Source organism: Modestobacter sp. DSM 44400 (assembly GCF_900107175.1).
GTDB lineage: Bacteria > Actinomycetota > Actinomycetes > Mycobacteriales > Geodermatophilaceae > Modestobacter.
Window position 1 is genome coordinate 24,023 of the sequence record NZ_FNOZ01000019.1, and the last position, 15,770, is coordinate 39,792.

21 protein-coding genes are annotated in these 15,770 nt (G+C 72.6%); 14 read left to right on the forward strand and 7 right to left on the reverse strand.

Annotated features, from left to right (window positions below; all coding sequences use genetic code 11):
• Positions 1 to 268: 268 nt before the first annotated feature.
• Together BLW04_RS13205 and BLW04_RS13210 are read left to right on the forward strand one after the other, a co-directional pair.
• On the forward strand, positions 269 to 1,000 hold the full coding sequence (locus tag BLW04_RS13205) for an HAD family hydrolase (protein ID WP_091541688.1): 732 nt from the start codon (positions 269 to 271) through the stop codon (positions 998 to 1,000).
• On the forward strand, positions 997 to 3,366 hold the full coding sequence (locus BLW04_RS13210) for a glycoside hydrolase family 65 protein (RefSeq protein WP_091541690.1): 2,370 nt from the start codon (positions 997 to 999) through the stop codon (positions 3,364 to 3,366). The genes BLW04_RS13205 and BLW04_RS13210 overlap by 4 nt, the downstream gene beginning before the upstream one ends.
• Positions 3,367 to 3,369: 3 nt before the next feature.
• Here the strand turns inward: BLW04_RS13210 and BLW04_RS13215 are convergent, their stop codons facing one another.
• The 3 genes from BLW04_RS13215 to BLW04_RS29165 all read right to left on the reverse strand — a co-directional run bounded on the left by BLW04_RS13215 (position 3,370) and on the right by BLW04_RS29165 (position 4,832).
• Positions 3,370 to 4,008 (reverse strand): M50 family metallopeptidase, encoded by a 639-nt coding sequence (locus BLW04_RS13215; RefSeq protein WP_254781490.1) that lies wholly within the window; start codon positions 4,006 to 4,008, stop codon positions 3,370 to 3,372.
• Between the two features lie 183 nt (positions 4,009 to 4,191).
• Positions 4,192 to 4,590: a DUF1003 domain-containing protein gene (locus tag BLW04_RS13220; protein WP_091541695.1), complete on the reverse strand. Its 399-nt coding sequence runs from the start codon at positions 4,588 to 4,590 to the stop codon at positions 4,192 to 4,194.
• Positions 4,591 to 4,700: 110 nt separating this feature from the next.
• Positions 4,701 to 4,832 (reverse strand): helix-turn-helix domain-containing protein, encoded by a 132-nt coding sequence (locus BLW04_RS29165; protein ID WP_217631028.1) that lies wholly within the window; start codon positions 4,830 to 4,832, stop codon positions 4,701 to 4,703.
• Here BLW04_RS29165 and BLW04_RS27570 point away from each other — a divergent pair.
• From BLW04_RS27570 to BLW04_RS13245, 6 genes are all read left to right on the forward strand, one after another.
• A complete protein-coding gene (locus BLW04_RS27570; protein WP_217631029.1) occupies positions 4,825 to 5,049 on the forward strand; it encodes a hypothetical protein in 225 nt (74 codons plus the stop codon). The two genes, BLW04_RS29165 and BLW04_RS27570, sit on opposite strands and share 8 nt — an antisense overlap.
• 122 nt (positions 5,050 to 5,171) lie before the next feature.
• A complete protein-coding gene (locus tag BLW04_RS13230; RefSeq protein ID WP_254781492.1) occupies positions 5,172 to 5,351 on the forward strand; it encodes a mycothiol transferase in 180 nt (59 codons plus the stop codon).
• Between the two features lie 85 nt (positions 5,352 to 5,436).
• Positions 5,437 to 5,688 carry a type II toxin-antitoxin system Phd/YefM family antitoxin gene (locus tag BLW04_RS13235; protein WP_091541703.1) on the forward strand — a complete coding sequence of 84 codons (252 nt, stop codon included), beginning with the start codon at positions 5,437 to 5,439 and terminating at the stop codon, positions 5,686 to 5,688.
• The gene (locus BLW04_RS13240) at positions 5,685 to 5,945 is read left to right on the forward strand and encodes a Txe/YoeB family addiction module toxin (protein WP_091541707.1); all 261 of its coding nucleotides are present in this window, start codon (positions 5,685 to 5,687) and stop codon (positions 5,943 to 5,945) included. The genes BLW04_RS13235 and BLW04_RS13240 overlap by 4 nt, the downstream gene beginning before the upstream one ends.
• 461 nt (positions 5,946 to 6,406) lie before the next feature.
• Positions 6,407 to 6,574 carry a uracil-DNA glycosylase family protein gene (locus BLW04_RS26735; RefSeq protein ID WP_175484037.1) on the forward strand — a complete coding sequence of 56 codons (168 nt, stop codon included), beginning with the start codon at positions 6,407 to 6,409 and terminating at the stop codon, positions 6,572 to 6,574.
• A 499-nt stretch (positions 6,575 to 7,073) separates the two neighbouring features.
• Positions 7,074 to 7,301 (forward strand): hypothetical protein, encoded by a 228-nt coding sequence (locus tag BLW04_RS13245; RefSeq protein WP_091541710.1) that lies wholly within the window; start codon positions 7,074 to 7,076, stop codon positions 7,299 to 7,301.
• 86 nt (positions 7,302 to 7,387) lie between these two features.
• Here BLW04_RS13245 and BLW04_RS13250 read toward each other — a convergent pair whose 3' ends face one another.
• Positions 7,388 to 7,798 carry a hypothetical protein gene (locus BLW04_RS13250; RefSeq protein WP_254781494.1) on the reverse strand — a complete coding sequence of 137 codons (411 nt, stop codon included), beginning with the start codon at positions 7,796 to 7,798 and terminating at the stop codon, positions 7,388 to 7,390.
• Positions 7,799 to 7,924: 126 nt separating this feature from the next.
• Between BLW04_RS13250 and BLW04_RS13255 the strand changes: the two genes are divergently transcribed.
• The 6 genes from BLW04_RS13255 to BLW04_RS13275 are packed head-to-tail and all read left to right on the forward strand — an operon-like array spanning position 7,925 to position 12,284.
• Positions 7,925 to 8,701, forward strand: coding sequence for a glycerophosphodiester phosphodiesterase (locus BLW04_RS13255; protein WP_175484038.1), 777 nt, complete (start codon positions 7,925 to 7,927; stop codon positions 8,699 to 8,701).
• Entirely contained in the window at positions 8,686 to 9,591 is a 906-nt protein-coding gene (locus tag BLW04_RS13260) for a lysophospholipid acyltransferase family protein (protein ID WP_254781496.1), read from the forward strand. Before BLW04_RS13255 ends, BLW04_RS13260 begins: the two co-directional genes overlap by 16 nt.
• 52 nt (positions 9,592 to 9,643) lie before the next feature.
• Entirely contained in the window at positions 9,644 to 11,011 is a 1,368-nt protein-coding gene (locus tag BLW04_RS13265; protein WP_254781498.1) for an MFS transporter, read from the forward strand.
• Entirely contained in the window at positions 11,008 to 11,337 is a 330-nt protein-coding gene (locus BLW04_RS28415; RefSeq protein ID WP_254781500.1) for a thymidine kinase, read from the forward strand. Before BLW04_RS13265 ends, BLW04_RS28415 begins: the two co-directional genes overlap by 4 nt.
• The gene (locus BLW04_RS28420; RefSeq protein WP_254781502.1) at positions 11,307 to 11,882 is read left to right on the forward strand and encodes a thymidine kinase; all 576 of its coding nucleotides are present in this window, start codon (positions 11,307 to 11,309) and stop codon (positions 11,880 to 11,882) included. The genes BLW04_RS28415 and BLW04_RS28420 overlap by 31 nt, the downstream gene beginning before the upstream one ends.
• 57 nt (positions 11,883 to 11,939) lie before the next feature.
• Positions 11,940 to 12,284: an RNA polymerase-binding protein RbpA gene (locus tag BLW04_RS13275; RefSeq protein WP_091541713.1), complete on the forward strand. Its 345-nt coding sequence runs from the start codon at positions 11,940 to 11,942 to the stop codon at positions 12,282 to 12,284.
• A 129-nt stretch (positions 12,285 to 12,413) separates the two neighbouring features.
• On the opposite strand, the gene BLW04_RS13280 is transcribed toward BLW04_RS13275, so the two are convergent.
• The 3 genes from BLW04_RS13280 to lnt are packed head-to-tail and all read right to left on the reverse strand — an operon-like array spanning position 12,414 to position 15,357.
• Positions 12,414 to 12,947, reverse strand: coding sequence for an FxsA family protein (locus BLW04_RS13280; RefSeq protein WP_091541716.1), 534 nt, complete (start codon positions 12,945 to 12,947; stop codon positions 12,414 to 12,416).
• A 41-nt stretch (positions 12,948 to 12,988) separates the two neighbouring features.
• Positions 12,989 to 13,807, reverse strand: coding sequence for a polyprenol monophosphomannose synthase (locus tag BLW04_RS13285; RefSeq protein WP_091541719.1), 819 nt, complete (start codon positions 13,805 to 13,807; stop codon positions 12,989 to 12,991).
• A complete protein-coding gene (gene lnt, locus BLW04_RS13290) occupies positions 13,804 to 15,357 on the reverse strand; it encodes an apolipoprotein N-acyltransferase (RefSeq protein ID WP_254781504.1) in 1,554 nt (517 codons plus the stop codon). Before lnt ends, BLW04_RS13285 begins: the two co-directional genes overlap by 4 nt.
• Between the last annotated feature and the right edge of the window lie 413 nt (positions 15,358 to 15,770).

A 15,770-nucleotide genomic window follows, 5' to 3' on the forward strand; every position in this document is an offset into this window, starting at 1 on the left:
ACTACCGTTATCCCCAACAAGTTGCGTCGATTCGCCAACCCGCCGTACCCGGCAAACGGCGCCCTCCGGGCACCGCAGCAACGATCACACGGGGCCCTCCGGGGCCAGTCCACCCAACGTGTCCCCGAAGCCCGGTGCGAGACAGATGGTGCGGCATCAGCATCAGCTGCCTCCGTTCGGTCACCGGCCTGCCCGGTGTCACCCTTTCGCGTGCGACCTGGCGGGATTCGACAGGTCTGCGCGATCATCTCGCCGTAGCGTGGCGCGCGTGCTGGGACTCCCCGACGACATCCGTGCCTGCCTGTTCGACCTCGACGGGGTGCTCACCCAGACGGCGAAGGTCCACCAGGCGGCCTGGAAACGCACCTTCGACGAGTTCCTCCGCCGCCAGGACCCGGCGGCGGAGGAGTTCAGTAGCGCCGACTACAACGAGTACGTCGACGGCAAGCCACGCAAGGACGGCGTCCGCGACTTCCTGGCCGGCCGCCGCATCACCCTGCCCGAGGGCAGCGACGACGACCCGGCCGACGCGGCGACCGTCGCGGGAGTGGCGACCCGGAAGAACGAGCTGGTGCTCGCCGAACTCGAGGAGCACGGCGTCCAGGTGTACGAGGGGTCGATGCGCTACCTGCGCGCGGCGAAGGAGGCCGGGTTGTCGGCCGCGGTGGTCACCGCCTCGGCCAACGGCGCGCACGTCATCGAGGTGGCCGGCTTCGCCGACCTCGTCGACGCCCGGATCGACGGGCTGGTCGCCGCCCGCGACGGCCTGCGCGGCAAACCCGCCCCGGACACCTTCCTGGCGGGGGCGGAGGCGCTGGGCGTCGAGCCGGCGCAGGCCGCGGTGTTCGAGGACGCGCTGTCCGGGGTCGCCGCCGGGCGCGCCGGCCACTTCGGCTTCGTCGTCGGCGTCGACCGGGTCGGGCAGGCGGCCGGGCTGGCCGAGCGCGGCGCCGACGTCGTCGTCCAGGACCTGGACGAGCTGCTGGGGACGACCACATGACCGAGGGGCGCGCGCACTTCCCGATCGAGCCGTGGGCGTTGACCGAGATCGGCCTGGACATGGCCTCGCTCGCGGTCCACGAGTCCGTGTTCGCGCTGGCCAACGGACACATCGGGATGCGCGGCACGCTGGAGGAGGGCGAGCCGGTCGTGGTCGCCGGCACCTACCTCAACGGCTTCTTCGAGGAGCGCGTGCTGCCCTACGCCGAGGCCGGGTACGGATTCCCCGAGCAGGGCCAGACGGTGGTCAACGTGACCGACGGCAAGCTCATCCGCCTGCTGGTCGGCGACACCCCGCTCGATCTCGCCTACGGCGAGATCATCGACCACCGGCGCACGTTGGACCTGCGCGCCGGGGTGCTGCGCCGGACCACCGAGTGGCGCTCGCCCAACGGCCGCACGGTCCAGGTCACGAGCACCCGGCTGGTCTCCTTCACCCGGCGGTCGATCGCGGCGATCGAGTACTCGGTCGAGTGCACCGACGACGGCGGCGACCTCTACGTCGCCCTCCAGTCCGACCTGCTGGCCAACGCGCTGGTCGAGGGCACCGGTGCCGACGACGACCCGCGCGCGGCGGCGGCGTTGCGCAAGCCGCTGCAGTCAGAGATGGCGGTGGCCCGCGGTCGGCACGCCGTCCTGGTCCACCGGACCAGGCGCAGCAAGCTGCGGATGGCCGCCGGCATGGACCACTCGGTGGAGGTCCCCGACTCCTCGACCGAGGACATCGAGGCTTCCGGCGATCTGGCGCGCTACACCCTCGCCGCCCGGCTGCCGGCCGGCGGGAAGCTGCGGCTGGTGAAGTACCTGGCCTACGGCTGGTCCTCCCGCCGGTCCACCGAGGCGGTCCGGGACCAGGTCGAGGGGGCGCTGGCGACAGCGAAGCTGGCCGGCTGGGACCGGCTGGTGCGGGAGCAGCGGGAGCTGCTGGACGCCCACTGGGCGCAGTCCGACGTGCGCATCGACGGGGACGATGAGCTCCAGCAGGCGGTGCGGGTGGGCATCTTCCACGTGCTGCAGGCCGGGCTCCGGGCCGAGCGGCAGCCGATCCCGGCCAAGGGGCTGACCGGGCCCGGGTACGACGGGCACACCTTCTGGGACACCGAGACCTACGTCCTGCCGGTGCTCATCTACACCGCACCCGACGCCGCCCGGGACGCGCTGCGCTGGCGGCACTCCACCCTCGACCTCGCCCGGGAGCGCGCCCGGGTGCTGGGACACCGCGGCGCGGCGTTCCCCTGGCGGACGATCCGGGGAGAGGAGACCTCGGGCTATTGGCCGGCCGGGACGGCGGCGTTCCACATCAACGCCGACATCGCCGACGCGGTCAGTCGCTACTACCACGCCACCCTCGACGAGGCCTTCGACCGCGACTACGGCACCGAGCTGCTGGTGGAGACCGCCCGGCTGTTCACCGACCTCGGGCACTTCGATGTCGAGGACGGCTTCCGCATCGACGGGGTCACCGGGCCGGACGAGTACACCGCGGTCGTGGACAACAACGTCTACACGAACCTGATGGCCCAGCGGAACCTGCGCGAGGCGGCCGCCGCGGTGAAGCGCCAGCCGGACACGGCTGGGCGGCTCGACGTGACGGGGGAGGAGGTCGACCACTGGCTGCGCGCGGCCGACGCGATGCGGGTGCCCTTCGACACCCGGCTGGGTGTGCACATGCAGTCCGACGCGTTCACCCACCACGAGGAGTGGGACTTCGAGGGCACCCCGCCGGAGAAGTACCCGCTGCTGCTGCACTTCCCTTACTTCGAGATCTACCGCAAGCAGGTGATCAAGCAGGCCGACCTGGTGATGGCGCTGCACCTGTGCGGGGACTCCTTCACCCTCGAGGAGAAGATCGCCGACTTCGCCTACTACGAGGCCCGCACGGTGCGCGACTCCTCGCTGTCGGCGGCGCAGCAGGCGGTGGTGGCGGCCGAGACCGGCCACCTCCAGCTGGCCTACGACTACTGGGCCGAGGCGGCACTGACCGACCTGCAGAACCTGCACCAGAACTCCGGATACGGACTGCACATCGCCTCGCTGGCCGGCGGCTGGACGGTGGCGGTGGCCGGCTTCGGTGGGATGCGCGACCACGGCGCGCTGCGGTTCTCCCCGCGCCTGCCCGACCGGCTGACCCGGCTCGGCTTCCGGGTGGTCTACCAGGGGCGGGTCCTGCAGGTGACGATCACCGCCGACCAGGCCACCTACCAGGTGATGGACGGCGAACCGCTGGACATCCACCACCACGGACGTGCGGTGACCGTGGGCGACAGCGAGCGGGTGCTGGACATCCCGCCGGCGCCGGTTGTGCAACCGGTGCACCAGCCGGCGCACGCGGCACCCCGCCGGCGGACCCGACCAGCCAGCGACTGATCCTCAGCCGAGCAGCCAGCGGCCGCCGAGCAGCAGCGCGCCGCCGTCGACCAGCAGGAAGACCCCGACCCACAGCAGCCCGGGCAGTCGGGTCAGGCGGGCCAGCTGGTCGGCGTCGGAGTCCGGCGCGCCGCTCCGCCGGCGCCGCTTGGCCTGCAGCTCGAGCACCGTCTTGGGCGCGGCCAGCAGCAGGAACCAGGTCACCAGGTGGGCGAAGGCAGCCTGACCCTGCGCCGGCAGCCACCAGGTCGCGGCGAACACCAGCGCGGCGGTGACCAGCACCGACCACAGGCCGTACCAGTTGCGGATCTGGACCAGCAGCAGCGCCAGCAGACCGAGCAGCGCCCACAGCAGCCCCACCGCGTAGCCGGCCGCCAGCAGCGCCGCCGCTCCCAGTCCTAACAGACCGGGCCCGGTGTAGCCGGCGGCGCTCGTGAGCACCATGCCGGGGCCGGTGGGGCGGCCGGCGGACACGGTGAGACCGGAGGTGTCCGAGTGCAGCCGGATCCCGGCCAGCCGCCGCCCGGTGACCAGCGCGGCCAGGCCGTGGGCGCCCTCGTGGGCGATCGTTACCGCGTGCCGGGCATGCCGCCAGATCGACGGCACGAGCACCAGGACGGCGGCAGCGACAGCGGTGGCCACCAGCCAGCGGCCGGCAGTGGGGGAGAGGGGGCGCTCACCCGGTCCCAGAAGGTGCTGACGGCGTCCACGCGAGCATCGTCGCCAGTCGAGCTGTGCGCGCGGCCGACGCCACGCCGCCCGGGAGGTGAGGGGCGTGAGGCCACGGGTCATCGCCATGCCCGACGCCGGCCCGGCCGGCGCCTCTCAGCTCGGCTCGACCAGGCGGCGGTGCAGTTCGCTCGTGAGCACGTGGATCTCCCGCGTGAGCTGGGTGTTGGTCTTCAGCTCGGTCTCCTGCTCGACGAAGTCGTGGTCGGCCTTGATCTGTTGGAAGAGCGCCGCCCGGTTCTGGCCGATCATCACGAAGGTCGACAGGAAGATGGCCTCCAGCGACACCACCAGGGTCAGCGTCGGCCAGGGACTGGACTCGACGAACAGCATCCAGCCGGCGAAGACGGCGACGTGCAGGTAGACGAAGGCCATCGAACCGGCGAACGCGGTGATCGCGTCCGCGATCCGCAGCTGGATGTCGGCGGCGCGGTGCGCTCGCAGCTTGGTGACCACGGGGTGCTCGGGATGCGTGCGGGGCGGGGGAGCGGTCATGGTCTGTCCTCTGGCGATGGGCGCCCCGGTGCCGCATGTCGGTACGCGGTGAAGGGGCGGGTCGTGGCGATCCTCGCCGTCCTGCCTGAGAGTGACCGGGAAGGTCGTGCTCACCGCAGGGACCTGCGCCACCGGCCGGCTCGGAGCAGGTCGGCGTCGTGGGCCAGCAGGGCGACCTGCACCCGGTCGTCGGCCTCGAACTTGGTCAGCAGCCGGGAGACGTGCGCCTTGACGGTGGCCACGCTGAGGTACAGGGGCGCCGATCTGGGCGTTGGGCGGGCCCCGGCCGACGACGAGGGCGACCTCCCGTTCCCGGTCGCTGAGTCGGCCCATCAACGCGCGAGCTCGGGTCCGGGGCCCGGTCAGGGCCGGACCCAGGTCGGGACGTCGGTCGCGCTGTGGTTACTGCTGCCGCTGGTGATCGGCTGGATCCGCATCCAGCGCAGCGAGATCAGCTGAGCCGCTCGGCTCAGCCAGCCGCCAGGGTGGCCCGCGCGTGGAGCGCGGCCCAGCGCTGCACGTGGTCGAGCAGCTCGGCGGGGGAGCGGACGGTGAAGTCCGCGCCGGGAACCGACGAGCTGATGCGCACGCTGCCCAGCCTGGACGTCGAGCACCCGCTTCCCGAGGCGCCGTGGTTCGAGCCCGGCGCCACCTGGTCGGCCCGCCGGGCGTTCCTGCACATCGTCGCGGAGACCGCGCAGCACGCCGGCCGCATCGATGTTCTCCGGGAGACCATCGACGGCCAGAAGACGATGGGCTGAGCGCTCCCGCCGCATTGCCGGTACTTGCCTCCCCACCTCGCTTCCTGTACGTCTTCCTGTACGTCAGGCACAGAGGAGGCAACGGATGCGGACCATGAGCTACTCCGAGTCGCGCGCGAAGTACGCGCAGACGCTCGATGCGGTGATCGACGACCGAGAGGAGGTGGTCATCACCCGGGCCGGCCACGACCCGGTGGTGATGGTCGCGCTGGAGGACTACGAGTCACTCAAGGAGACCGCCTACCTGCTGCGCACTCCGGAGAACGCCCGGCGCCTGCTCGCCTCGATCGAACGGCTCGAGAGCGGGCAGGGATCCGAGCGACCGCTAGCGGAGTGAAGCCCGTCTGGGATGAGTCGGCGTGGGCCGACTACTTGTGGTGGCAGGCGCAGGACCGGCGGGTCCTCAAGCGGATCAACACGCTGATCCGGGATGTCGAACGCAACGGCAACGAGGGCATCGGCAAGCCCGAGGCGCTCAAGCACGGGTTCCACGGCTACTGGTCCCGGCGGATCACCGACGAACACCGGCTGGTCTACCGGGTCGTCGGGGACGAGATTCGGGTGGCGGCCTGCCGGTTCCACTACGGGAACTGACCGTGCGCCCGGACGCGCCGCCCCGGACCGGCCACACCGATCAGGGGCGGCGCGTCCGGCCTGATCGCGTCGAGTGCCCCGCCGAATGCCCCGCCGCAGGCGTTCGGCCGAGTTCCGCCACGAGCAGTTCGCCCAGTTGCGCGCTCCGCACATGCCGCCACTGAACGCCCTGGTCGACGAGTTGGGGGACGTGGAGGCGGGGCACTGGGCGCCGTACGTGGCGCCGATGTACGGGGGACGTCGGCACGACTCCTCAGCGTCCTGCGTGACCCCGGCCCGAAGACGAGCACCGACCACGGGGGGAGTGGCTTCCTCTGCATGGAAAACGACGACCCCACGGCCCAGCGAATCTCCGGGTTGTTCGCCTGCAAGCCGGGGTCCCGGCGTCGGATGTCGTCCCGTGGAACGCGTTCCCCTGGTACATCAACGCCGCACCACGCGCGGCACAACGAGAGGCCGGCGTGGCACCCCTGTGGCGGCTCGTCCCGCTGCTGCCGTGCCTGCGCGTCGTCATGCTGCACGGCGGGGCGGCCCACGACGGGTGGAAGCGGCTCGTACGACGCCACCCCGAGATCAGCGACCGGGACCTGACCGTCCTCACACCGAACGCCCGAGGAACGGCGAACTGACGCCCTCGTCGCGGTGGTCAGTCGATTCACCGACGCGGTGGAGCAACTCCAGCAGCGTCAGCGACGCAGTCATGGCTTGGCAGGTGGACGACGTCCCGCAGACGCCGATCCGATTCACTTGACATAATGTCGATTATCGGCGCACGACGAGATGGCCGAACGGGTCAACAACGCCGAACGCCGACGTCCACCCGCGCGGCGCACTGCACCGCGCACCCGCAGCGCACTGAGGCGCCGTACGCCCGGGCCGTGGTCCGGCCGCCGCCCCGCCGAGCTCGCCCACCGCCGACGCCGTCCCGAGATGTCGACCGACGCCCGTCACCCGTCACCCGTCCGCCGACGCCCGTCGGCCACCTGTGGAACTGCCTTGCCGGCCCGAGTGCGCCGACCCCCATCCAGCGACAGCGACACCAGCGTCAATACGTCACGGTGACGCAATCCCGCGTGCTCGCGGGCGGTTCGACGGGCGGCGGGCCGGCTTCGTTCGTAGGCTCTGCGCATGATGATCCGACGTTCGGCGGCTGCGCTGTTCACTGCGCTCGCGTTGGTCGGCGGTGGCGCCATGACGGCCTGCGCAGATCCGACGAACGCGACGACCGGCACGCCCAAGGACAATGCGGAGAACACGTCCGGCGACGACCCGGGCGGCGTCTCGCAGGGGAATCTCCCCGACATCAGCGACCCCGACCACAGCAGTGACCGCGAGACCGGCAACGGCAATCCCTGATCGCCGAGTGTCACCCTCCCCCGAGGTGGCGCTCCCCTGACCGTTGTTCCGTCACGTGACGGAACAACGGTGGATTGAGGGGAGGCTCAGCCGGCCGACCGGCCGGACAACCACAGCCGGTCCAGCCGGCCGGTCGAGCGCACCAGGTCGTCCAGTGAGCGCTCGAGTTCGGCCTTGGTCGGCTTTTCGGTGAGCAGCGTCTGGACGTCCTCGATGGCGCAGCGCAGCTGGTACAGACGGTCCTGCAGCCCGTCGAGCTCGGTCCGCGTCACCAGGACGACGTCCTCGCTGAGCCCGGCCTTCGCCGTGGCGGTGCGCTGCTCGTAAGCACGCTGCCGGCACGCCTGACCACAGTACAGACGTGGGCGGCCGACGGTCTCCTGCGCCGGCAGTACGCTGCGGCACCAGCCGCATCGTCGCTCCTCGGCCCGCGCCGCGGCCGAGGCTCGTCGCGTCCGGGACGCCGGCCGGACCGGCGCGCTGGTGTCTGCAGCCACGTCCTCGACGGTAGACGGCCAGGACCGGCGGCCGGCGACGGACACGCGGGTACTCCGGCGATGCGCCGGGCGGCCGGTCGGGACACCGCTGCCAGGAGCCGTGGCAACCGGCACTAGCGTGATCGTGTGCCGGGCTCGCGCTACGCCTTCCTCGACGGCCCGACACCGGTGGCGATGGCGCACCGCGGTGGTGCCATCGAGCACGTCGAGAACACGATGCCGGCCTTCGAGGCGTCGGTCGCGTTGGGCTACCGGTACCTGGAGACCGACGTCCGGGTGACCTCCGACGGGGTCCTGGTCGCCTTCCACGACCCCACGCTGGACCGGGTCACCGACCGCACGGGCCGGGTGGAGAACCTGCCGTGGCGGGAGGTGCAGACGGCGCTGATCGGTGGCCGGGATCCCGTCGTCCGGCTCGACGACCTGCTGGGCGCCTGGCCCGACATGCGGTTCAACCTGGACATCAAGGCCGCGGGCGTGCTGGCACTGCTGGTCTGCACCGTCCGCCGGATGGGGGTCGAGGACCGAATCTGCCTGGCCTCCTTCTCCGACGCCCGGGTCGCCGCCGCCCGGCGGGTCTTCGGCCCGGACGTGTGCACGTCGCTGGGGCCGCGTGGCGTGGCCGCGCTGCGGTTGTCCTCCTACTCCCCCCGGGCAGCCGGCCCGGTCCGCATCCAGGCCGGCTGCGCCCAGGTGCCCCTGCACCTGGGCGGCCGGCCACTGGTCGACGAGCGGTTTCTCGCTGCAGCACACGCCCGGAGCCTGCAGGTGCACGTCTGGACCGTCGACACCGAGCGGGAGGCCACCGAGCTGCTCGACCTGGGCGTCGACGGGCTGATGACCGACCGCCCCGGGATGCTGCGCGACGTGCTCAAGGACCGCGGCCAGTGGACGGGCGCATAACTGTGGGTGCCCGGCTGCGCAGCTGGCACCCTGCTCCCCCGTCGCTGCCCGTACACCTGCAGGAGGTGGTTGCCCCGGACGACCCCGAGTGGTTCGCCCGCGAACTCGCCATCGCCGCTGCCCCGCCGTGGTGGTTCTGGCGCTTCATGCTGCGGACCTGCGGCTGGCTCCCCAGCGTTTTCGGCCGCGTCCAGGTCACCGGCAGCATCCCCGAGCCGTGGCTGCGCGGTCCGCTGCTGCTGGCGGTCAACCACATCGGCGACTTCGACATGTTCGTCGTCGCCGTGGCGCTGCGCCGAGCCGGGGTCACGCCCCGGTTCCTGGCCACCGGCAGCATCGTCGCCGCGCCCGTGGTCGGCGCCCTGCTGGAGCGCGCGGGGGTGATCAGGGTGGTCCGGGGCACCGACGTCGCGGCCCACGCGCTGCGGGTGACCCGGGTGGCGCTCGCCGGCGGCGGTCACGTCGTCGCGTACCCCGAGGGCCGGGTCGGTCTGGCACCCGACGGCTGGCCCGAGCGCGGTCGCACCGGCCTGGCCCGGCTGGCGCTGGAGGCCGACGTCCCGGTGATCCCGGTCAGTCAATGGGGCGCGCACGAGGTCCTGCAATACGCCAACGACTGGGGCAAGCTGCGCACCGCGCTGGCTGCGCTCTGGCGCCAGCCGGCGCTCAAGGTGCACATCGGGCCGCCGGTGTACTGCGAGGACCTCCGGCCCGGCCGCGTGGGCGACGCCAACCGCGCCCGCGCCCGGATTGCCGCCGCCCTCACCCGCGGCCTCGTACCGCTGCGGGCCGGGGAGCCGCGGGACCGGATCGCCTTCGCCGACCCCACCCGCCCGACGACCGCGGTCGCCGCATTCCCCGGGGGCATCGTGCCGGACGACATCCCGTGACCGCGACGCCCGCCTGCTGGATCACCGCGCGGACGACTGACACCCTGCGCCGGTGAGCGATCTGGCGACCAACACCCCACCGGCGGAGGACCGGGCCCTGCGCCGGGAACGAGGTGGCTGGTACTCCTACGACTGGGCGATGTCGGTCTTCAACACCTCGGTCACCACGGTCTTCCTGGCCCCGTACCTGACCTCGATCGCCGAGCAGGCCGCCGACGCCTCCGACCGCATCCACCCACTGGGCATCGGGATGCCGCCGGGCAGCTTCTTCGGCTACGTGCTGTCGGTGTCGGTCGTGCTGCAGGTGTTCGTGCTGCCGATCACCGGTGCCGTCGCCGACCGCAGCGGCCGCAAGCGCCAGCTCCTGGCCGGATTCGCGCTGCTGGGTTCGCTGTGCACGATGGCCCTGTTCTTCGTTGCCGGCGAGCGGTATCTGCTGGGAGCGGCCCTGTTCGTCGTGGCGAACCTGTGCTTCGGCGCGGCGACGGTCGTGTACTACTCCTGGCTGCCCGACCTCGCCGGCCCCGACGAGCGGGACGCGGTCTCCAGCCGGGGCTGGGCGTTCGGCTACCTCGGCGGTGCCCTGCTGTTGGCCGCCAACCTGGCACTGTTCAGCCAGTACGAGTCCCTGGGCCTCAGCGAGGGCGAGGCGGTCCGCATCTGCCTGGCCTCGGCCGGCGTCTGGTGGGCCGGGTTCACCGTGGTCAGCGTCTCGCTGCTGCGCAACCGCCGGCCGCCCGCGGAAGCCCATGGCGCCGGGGCCAGGGGCGGTGCTCTCGCCGGAGGGTTCCGCCAGCTGGCCGGCACCCTGCGCGACCTGCGCGGCCACCGGCTCACGTTGTGGTTCCTCGGCGCCTACCTGCTGTTCAACGACGGCGTGCAGACCGTCATCGGCGTCTCCGCGCAGTACGGCGCCGAGGAGCTCGACCTCTCCCAGTCCACGCTGATCTCGGCGATCCTGCTGGTCCAGGTGGTCGCCTTCTTCGGTGCGGTCGCCCTGGGTCGGGTGGCCGGCGTCGTGGGCGCCAAGCGGACGGTCCTCTGGTCCCTGGTCGTGTGGACCGGCGTCCTGGTCATCGCCTACTTCGTGCAGGCCGGGGCCGCCCTGCAGTTCTACGGTCTCGCCGTCCTCATCGGCTTCGTGCTCGGCGGCACCCAGGCACTGTCCCGTTCGCTGTTCAGCCAGCTGATCCCGGTCGGCCGGGAGGCCGAGTACTTCGGTTTCTACGAGATCAGCGACCGGGGCACCAGCTGGCTGGGGCCCTTCCTGTTCGCCCTGACCTATCAGCTCACCGAGTCCTACCGGTACGCCATCTTCAGCCTGGTCTTCTTCTTCGTCGCGGGCGGCGTGCTGTTGGCGAAGTTGGACCTGCGCCGGGCGATCGTCGAGACCGGCAACGTCCCACCGGAGCGCCTGTGACCCCCCTCCCCCCATCGGCGACCGGAACCGGACCGGACAGCGTCCCGGTGGCCGGCGACCGACGCCGCCACCCGGCCCCGGCGTCGCTGGTGTTGTTCCACGGACCGATGAACTGCGGGAAGTCGACGCTGGCGCTGCAGGTGGACCACAACCAGAGCCGCCAGGGCCGGCGCGGCCTGCTGCTGACCCAGGGCGACCGGTCCGGGGTGCCGCAGATCAGCTCCCGGGTGGGGCTGCGCCGCGACGCGCTCGAGCTGTCCGACGCGACCGACGTCCGATTGCTGGTCCGGAAGCGATGGCGGCCGGGCACCGGGTCGACTACCTGATCGTCGACGAGGTGCAGTTCCTCACCGGCGCCCAGGTCGAACAGCTGGCCGAGCTGGTCGACGAGTCCCGCGTCGACGTCTACGCCTCAGGGCTGACCACCGACTTCCGCACCCGGCTGTTCCAGGCACCCAGCGGCTGTTCGAGTTCGCCGACGACGTGCAGCGCGTCCAGGTCCAGGTGCTGTGCTGGTGCGGGCTGCCCGGGCTGCTCAATGCGCGCGTGGTGGGCGTGCGCTGGTCCGCGAGGGCGCCGCGGTCGTCGTGGCCGACACCGCGCCGGCGGCGGTACCCACCCCCGGCAACGGCGGGGCTGTCGGCGTAAGGAGGAAGGGGTGCGGCACCAAGTGCTCTGCCGCCGGCACCACGCCCACCGGACCCGGCCAGCTCGCGCTGCGCTGACCGCTCCGGTCGGCGTCCGACCTCACCCGGAGGGGGTGGCCGGTAGCCCGCTTACCACTCCATGCGATGATGCGGAACTGACAACACGGAATCTTCATCGAAGACCTGTCGTTAGTCCCCATGACTTCCCTAGCCACGTGGCATGAGCACGCGGCTGCCCGGGTAGCCAAGACCACCGACGAAGCACGAGAGGACGGTGTGCCATGGGCGAGCGATCCCTACGAGGTAGCCGACTGGGCAGCGTGAGCTACGAGACCGAGCGCAACACCGCGCCGATCGAGCGGCAGTACGCCGAGTACAGGTGTACCCAGGGCCACCTGGTGACGGTGCCCTTCGCTGACGATGCCGAGCTCCCCGACACCTGGGAGTGCAAGTACGACGGTTCGGCCGCCAAGCTCGTGGGCGGTGCCGAGCCGGCGCCGAAGAAGGTCAAGCCCCCGCGCACCCACTGGGACATGCTGCTGGAACGTCGCTCCGTCGACGACCTCGAAGAGGTCCTCGCCGAGCGGCTCGAGGTGCTCCGCGGCCGGCGGACCCGCGCCAGCTGATCCTGGACCACCTGTACGAAGGCGCCACCCGCGACGCAGGACGGCCCCGGTGGAGACTCCCCCACCGGGGCCGTTCCATGTCCGGAACCGTTTCATGCCGGACCGGGCGACCGGTCCGGCGACCGGGCGTCAGCTGACGATCTCGCCCTCGATGACCCGCGGCGGCGCCGTCGGTGCGGCCGCCGCCCCGTGCGGAGCCGGGCCCACCGTGCCGGTGCGCGTCGAACGCACCCGGACCGGCCCGCGCAGCTGGACCGGGACGTGCCGCAGCAGGCCGCGGGCGATGAGCGCCCTCGGCAGCGCCCGGGTGAGCGGTAGCAGGCACAACAAGCCCAGGACGTCGCCGAGGAAGCCCGGCAGCACCATGAGCAGCCCACCCAACGCCACCAGCCCGGCGTCGCCGAGCGCGCGGCCGGGGGCCTGCCGGGTCTGTGCCCGCTCACCCAGGTCGGCCAGTGCCCGGGTGCCCTGCCGGGCGAGCAGGACGAAGCCCAGGGCGCTGGTGGCCAGGGTGAGCAGGATCGTCCAGCCGAAGCCGAGCTGGGAGACCACCAGCGCGAAGATGACGACCTCGGCCAGCGCCCCCAGCCCCAGCGCCGTCCGAAGTCGGGCCGGCGTCCGCGGGCCCTGGGTGAGGCCGGCCGCGACGTGGTGGGTCGACATGTGTTCTCCTCGTCCTCCGCGCCGGGCGGCCGGTGCGCCTCCTACCGGAGCACCTTCGCGCCACCCTCGTCGCGGACCCGTGCCGGCACCGGGTGGGACAGCCGACCGGGCAGCCGATCGGCCAGCCGGTCGCGCACGCCCCACCACGTCACACGCGCCAACGCCTCTCCAACGATCGACGAGCTCATCTTGCTCCGGCCGACCGCGCGTTCGGTGAAGGTGATCGGCACCTCCACCACCCGCGCGCCGGCGCGGTGGGCGCGCCAGGCCCAGTCGACCTGGAAGCAGTAGCCCTCGCTGGCCACCTCGTCGAAGGGCAGCCGGGCCAGCAGGTCCGCCCGGGCGGCGCGGTAGCCGCCGGTCGCGTCGGCCAGCGGCAGCCGCAGCGCCCAGCGGGTGTAGAGATTGCCGAACCGGGAGAGCGCCAGCCGGTAGGCCGGCCAGTCGCGCACCTTCCCGCCGGGCACGTACCGGGAGCCGAGCACCAGGTCGGCGTCCTCCAGCGCGGCCAGCAGCGACGGGAGCCGCTCGGGCGGGTGCGAGCCGTCGGCGTCCATCTCCACCACCACCGCGTAGCCGTGCTCGGCGGCCCAGCCGAAGCCGGCGACGTAGGCCGGGCCGAGCCCGCCCTTGCCGGGCCGGTGCAGCACGTGCACCCGCTCGTCGGCAGCCGCCCGGGCGTCGGCCAGCTCACCGGTGCCGTCGGGTGAGGCGTCGTCCACGACCAGCACGTGTGCCTCGGGCGCCGCGGCGTGCAGCCGGTCGAGCACGCCGCCCAGGCTGCCGATCTCCTCGTAGGTCGGGATGACCACCAGGACGCCCGCCGTGCCCGGGGGGGTCTCCGCCGGACCGGTGGTCATCGGGAGGACTGCCGGCGTCGCCCGGCCCGGACGGCGACCGCGCCGAGCGCGGCCACTCCCAGGGCGGTGAGCACCCACTCGGGCCAGCCGCCCAGTCGCTGCGCCACCGTCGACTGCTGGCGCTGCGCGATCGGCTCGACGAAGACGTCGGGTGTGAACAGCTGCGAACGCCGGGCCACCGACCCGTCCGGCGCGATGACCGCGCTGATCCCGCTGGTGGCCGAGACGACCACGGTACGGCCGAACTCCACCGCCCGCAGCCGGCTCATGGCCAGCTGCTGCTCGCTCTCGTCGGTGAACCCGAAGGTCGCGTTGTTCGTCTGCACGACGACCATGCCGGCCCCGGCGTCGACGACGTCGGCGACCAAGGAGTCGTAGGCGACCTCGAAGCAGATGACGTCGCCGATCCGGGCGCCGCCGATGTCCAGGGCCCCTACACCGCTGCCCTGGGTGAAGTCCCGGCGGACCAGGTCGACCTTGTCGCTGAAGAACCGGAAGAACGACCGGTACGGCACGTACTCGGCCAGCGGCACGGGGTGCCGCTTGACGTAGGTGTCACCGGGCCCGGTGACCGGGTCCCAGACGATGCCGGTGTTGGAGAGATACTGCCCCGGGCCCTCGACCACCGCGCCGACCAGCACGGGCGCCCCGATTGCCGCGGCTGCCCGGCTGATCACCCGGGCAGCGTCGTCGTTGCGGTAGGGATCGATGTCCGAGCTGTTCTCCGGCCAGATCACCAGATCGGGCTGAGCGGCGTCGCCCGCGTGGACCGACGCGGCCAGGCGGAGCGTCTCGTCCGCGTGGTTGTCCAGCACGGCGCGGCGCTGGGCGTTGAACTCCAGCCCGGCCCGCGGCACGTTCCCCTGGACGACGGCCACCGTGCGGGTCGGCCCACCCTCGGTCAGCGAGGGGCCGGCGAGCGGAAGCCAGGCGACCGCACCCAGTAGCGGCACGGCCAGCACCCCGGCGACGGCGAGGGCCGCCAACCGGGCGGGTGACCGGGAGAGTGCGTCCTCGGTGCGGCGCCTGGCCCAGGCGCGGCGCAGGGCCAGCGCGGCAGCGGCCAGCAGGGTGCCGGTGAGGGCGACGGCGAAGGTGACCAGCGGCGCACCGCCGTAGGCCGCGAAGGAGACGAAGGGGCCCTCGGCCTGACTGAAGGCAAGCCGGCCCCAGGGGAAGCCACCGAACGGCAGCCGGCTGCGCAGCGCCTCGTCGGACACCCACAGCGCCGCTGCCCACACCGGCCAGCCGGGCAGCCGGGAGGTGAGCGCCAGGGCACCGCCGAGCAGCGCCAGGTAGAGCGACTCGAAGATCCCCAGCGCGAGCCACGGGAAGGAGCCGACGTAGACCCCGGTCCAGGACAGCAGCGGCAGCAGGAACACCAGGCCGAGGACCAGCCCCAGCCAGAGTCCGCCGCGTAGCCGCCGGCCGTGCGTGGCCAGGCTGAGCGCCGCCGGGCCGAGGACAGCGAGCCCGCCCAGGTCGTGCCCGGGGAAGGAGAGGTAGAGCGCCAGGCCGCCGGCTGTGGCCAGCGCGGTGCGCCAGGGCACTGCCGGACGCCGGGACGAACCGCCGTCCGGGGGCGGAGCGGGTGCACCTGACGGTGAGGTCGAGGGTTGCACCGTGCCGGTCGTCGCCACTGCCGGCACCGCCGCCTTCCGCGCTGGCCCGGCCGTGCGCCGGGTCCTGAAGGACCCCGCGCCACACCGGGCGGGGCCTGGCCGCTGCCCGGGGGCAGCGGCCAGCCTCCAGCATCCCACCCCGGCCGGATCGCCTGGCGGGCTCCCGGCCGCACCCGCACCGTCGGACGGACCCTGCGTTCCTCGTCGCCGGCGAGGAGCCCCGCACCTTCGGGCCGGGTGGGCGGTCGCGGCTGCGACCGTTCCTCCCGTTGTCTGGTGGTGCGGGGATCCCACGCGGCTGGGAACGCGCTGAAGACGATAGGGACCTGGGCACGGCGAGG

Excerpts from the sequence above, each read along its gene's own strand:
- BLW04_RS13210 (WP_091541690.1), top strand. The coding sequence starts at position 997 with ATGACCGAGGGGCGCGCGCACTTCCCGATCGAGCCGTGGGCGTTGACC.
- BLW04_RS13220 (WP_091541695.1), bottom strand. The coding sequence starts at position 4,590 with ATGACCGCTCCCCCGCCCCGCACGCATCCCGAGCACCCCGTGGTCACC.
- BLW04_RS13230 (WP_254781492.1), top strand. The coding sequence starts at position 5,172 with ATGCGCACGCTGCCCAGCCTGGACGTCGAGCACCCGCTTCCCGAGGCG.
- BLW04_RS13235 (WP_091541703.1), top strand. The coding sequence starts at position 5,437 with ATGCGGACCATGAGCTACTCCGAGTCGCGCGCGAAGTACGCGCAGACG.
- BLW04_RS13245 (WP_091541710.1), top strand. The coding sequence starts at position 7,074 with ATGATGATCCGACGTTCGGCGGCTGCGCTGTTCACTGCGCTCGCGTTG.
- BLW04_RS28420 (WP_254781502.1), top strand. The coding sequence starts at position 11,307 with ATGGCGGCCGGGCACCGGGTCGACTACCTGATCGTCGACGAGGTGCAG.
- BLW04_RS13275 (WP_091541713.1), top strand. The coding sequence starts at position 11,940 with ATGGGCGAGCGATCCCTACGAGGTAGCCGACTGGGCAGCGTGAGCTAC.
- BLW04_RS13280 (WP_091541716.1), bottom strand. The coding sequence starts at position 12,947 with ATGTCGACCCACCACGTCGCGGCCGGCCTCACCCAGGGCCCGCGGACG.
- BLW04_RS13285 (WP_091541719.1), bottom strand. The coding sequence starts at position 13,807 with ATGACCACCGGTCCGGCGGAGACCCCCCCGGGCACGGCGGGCGTCCTG.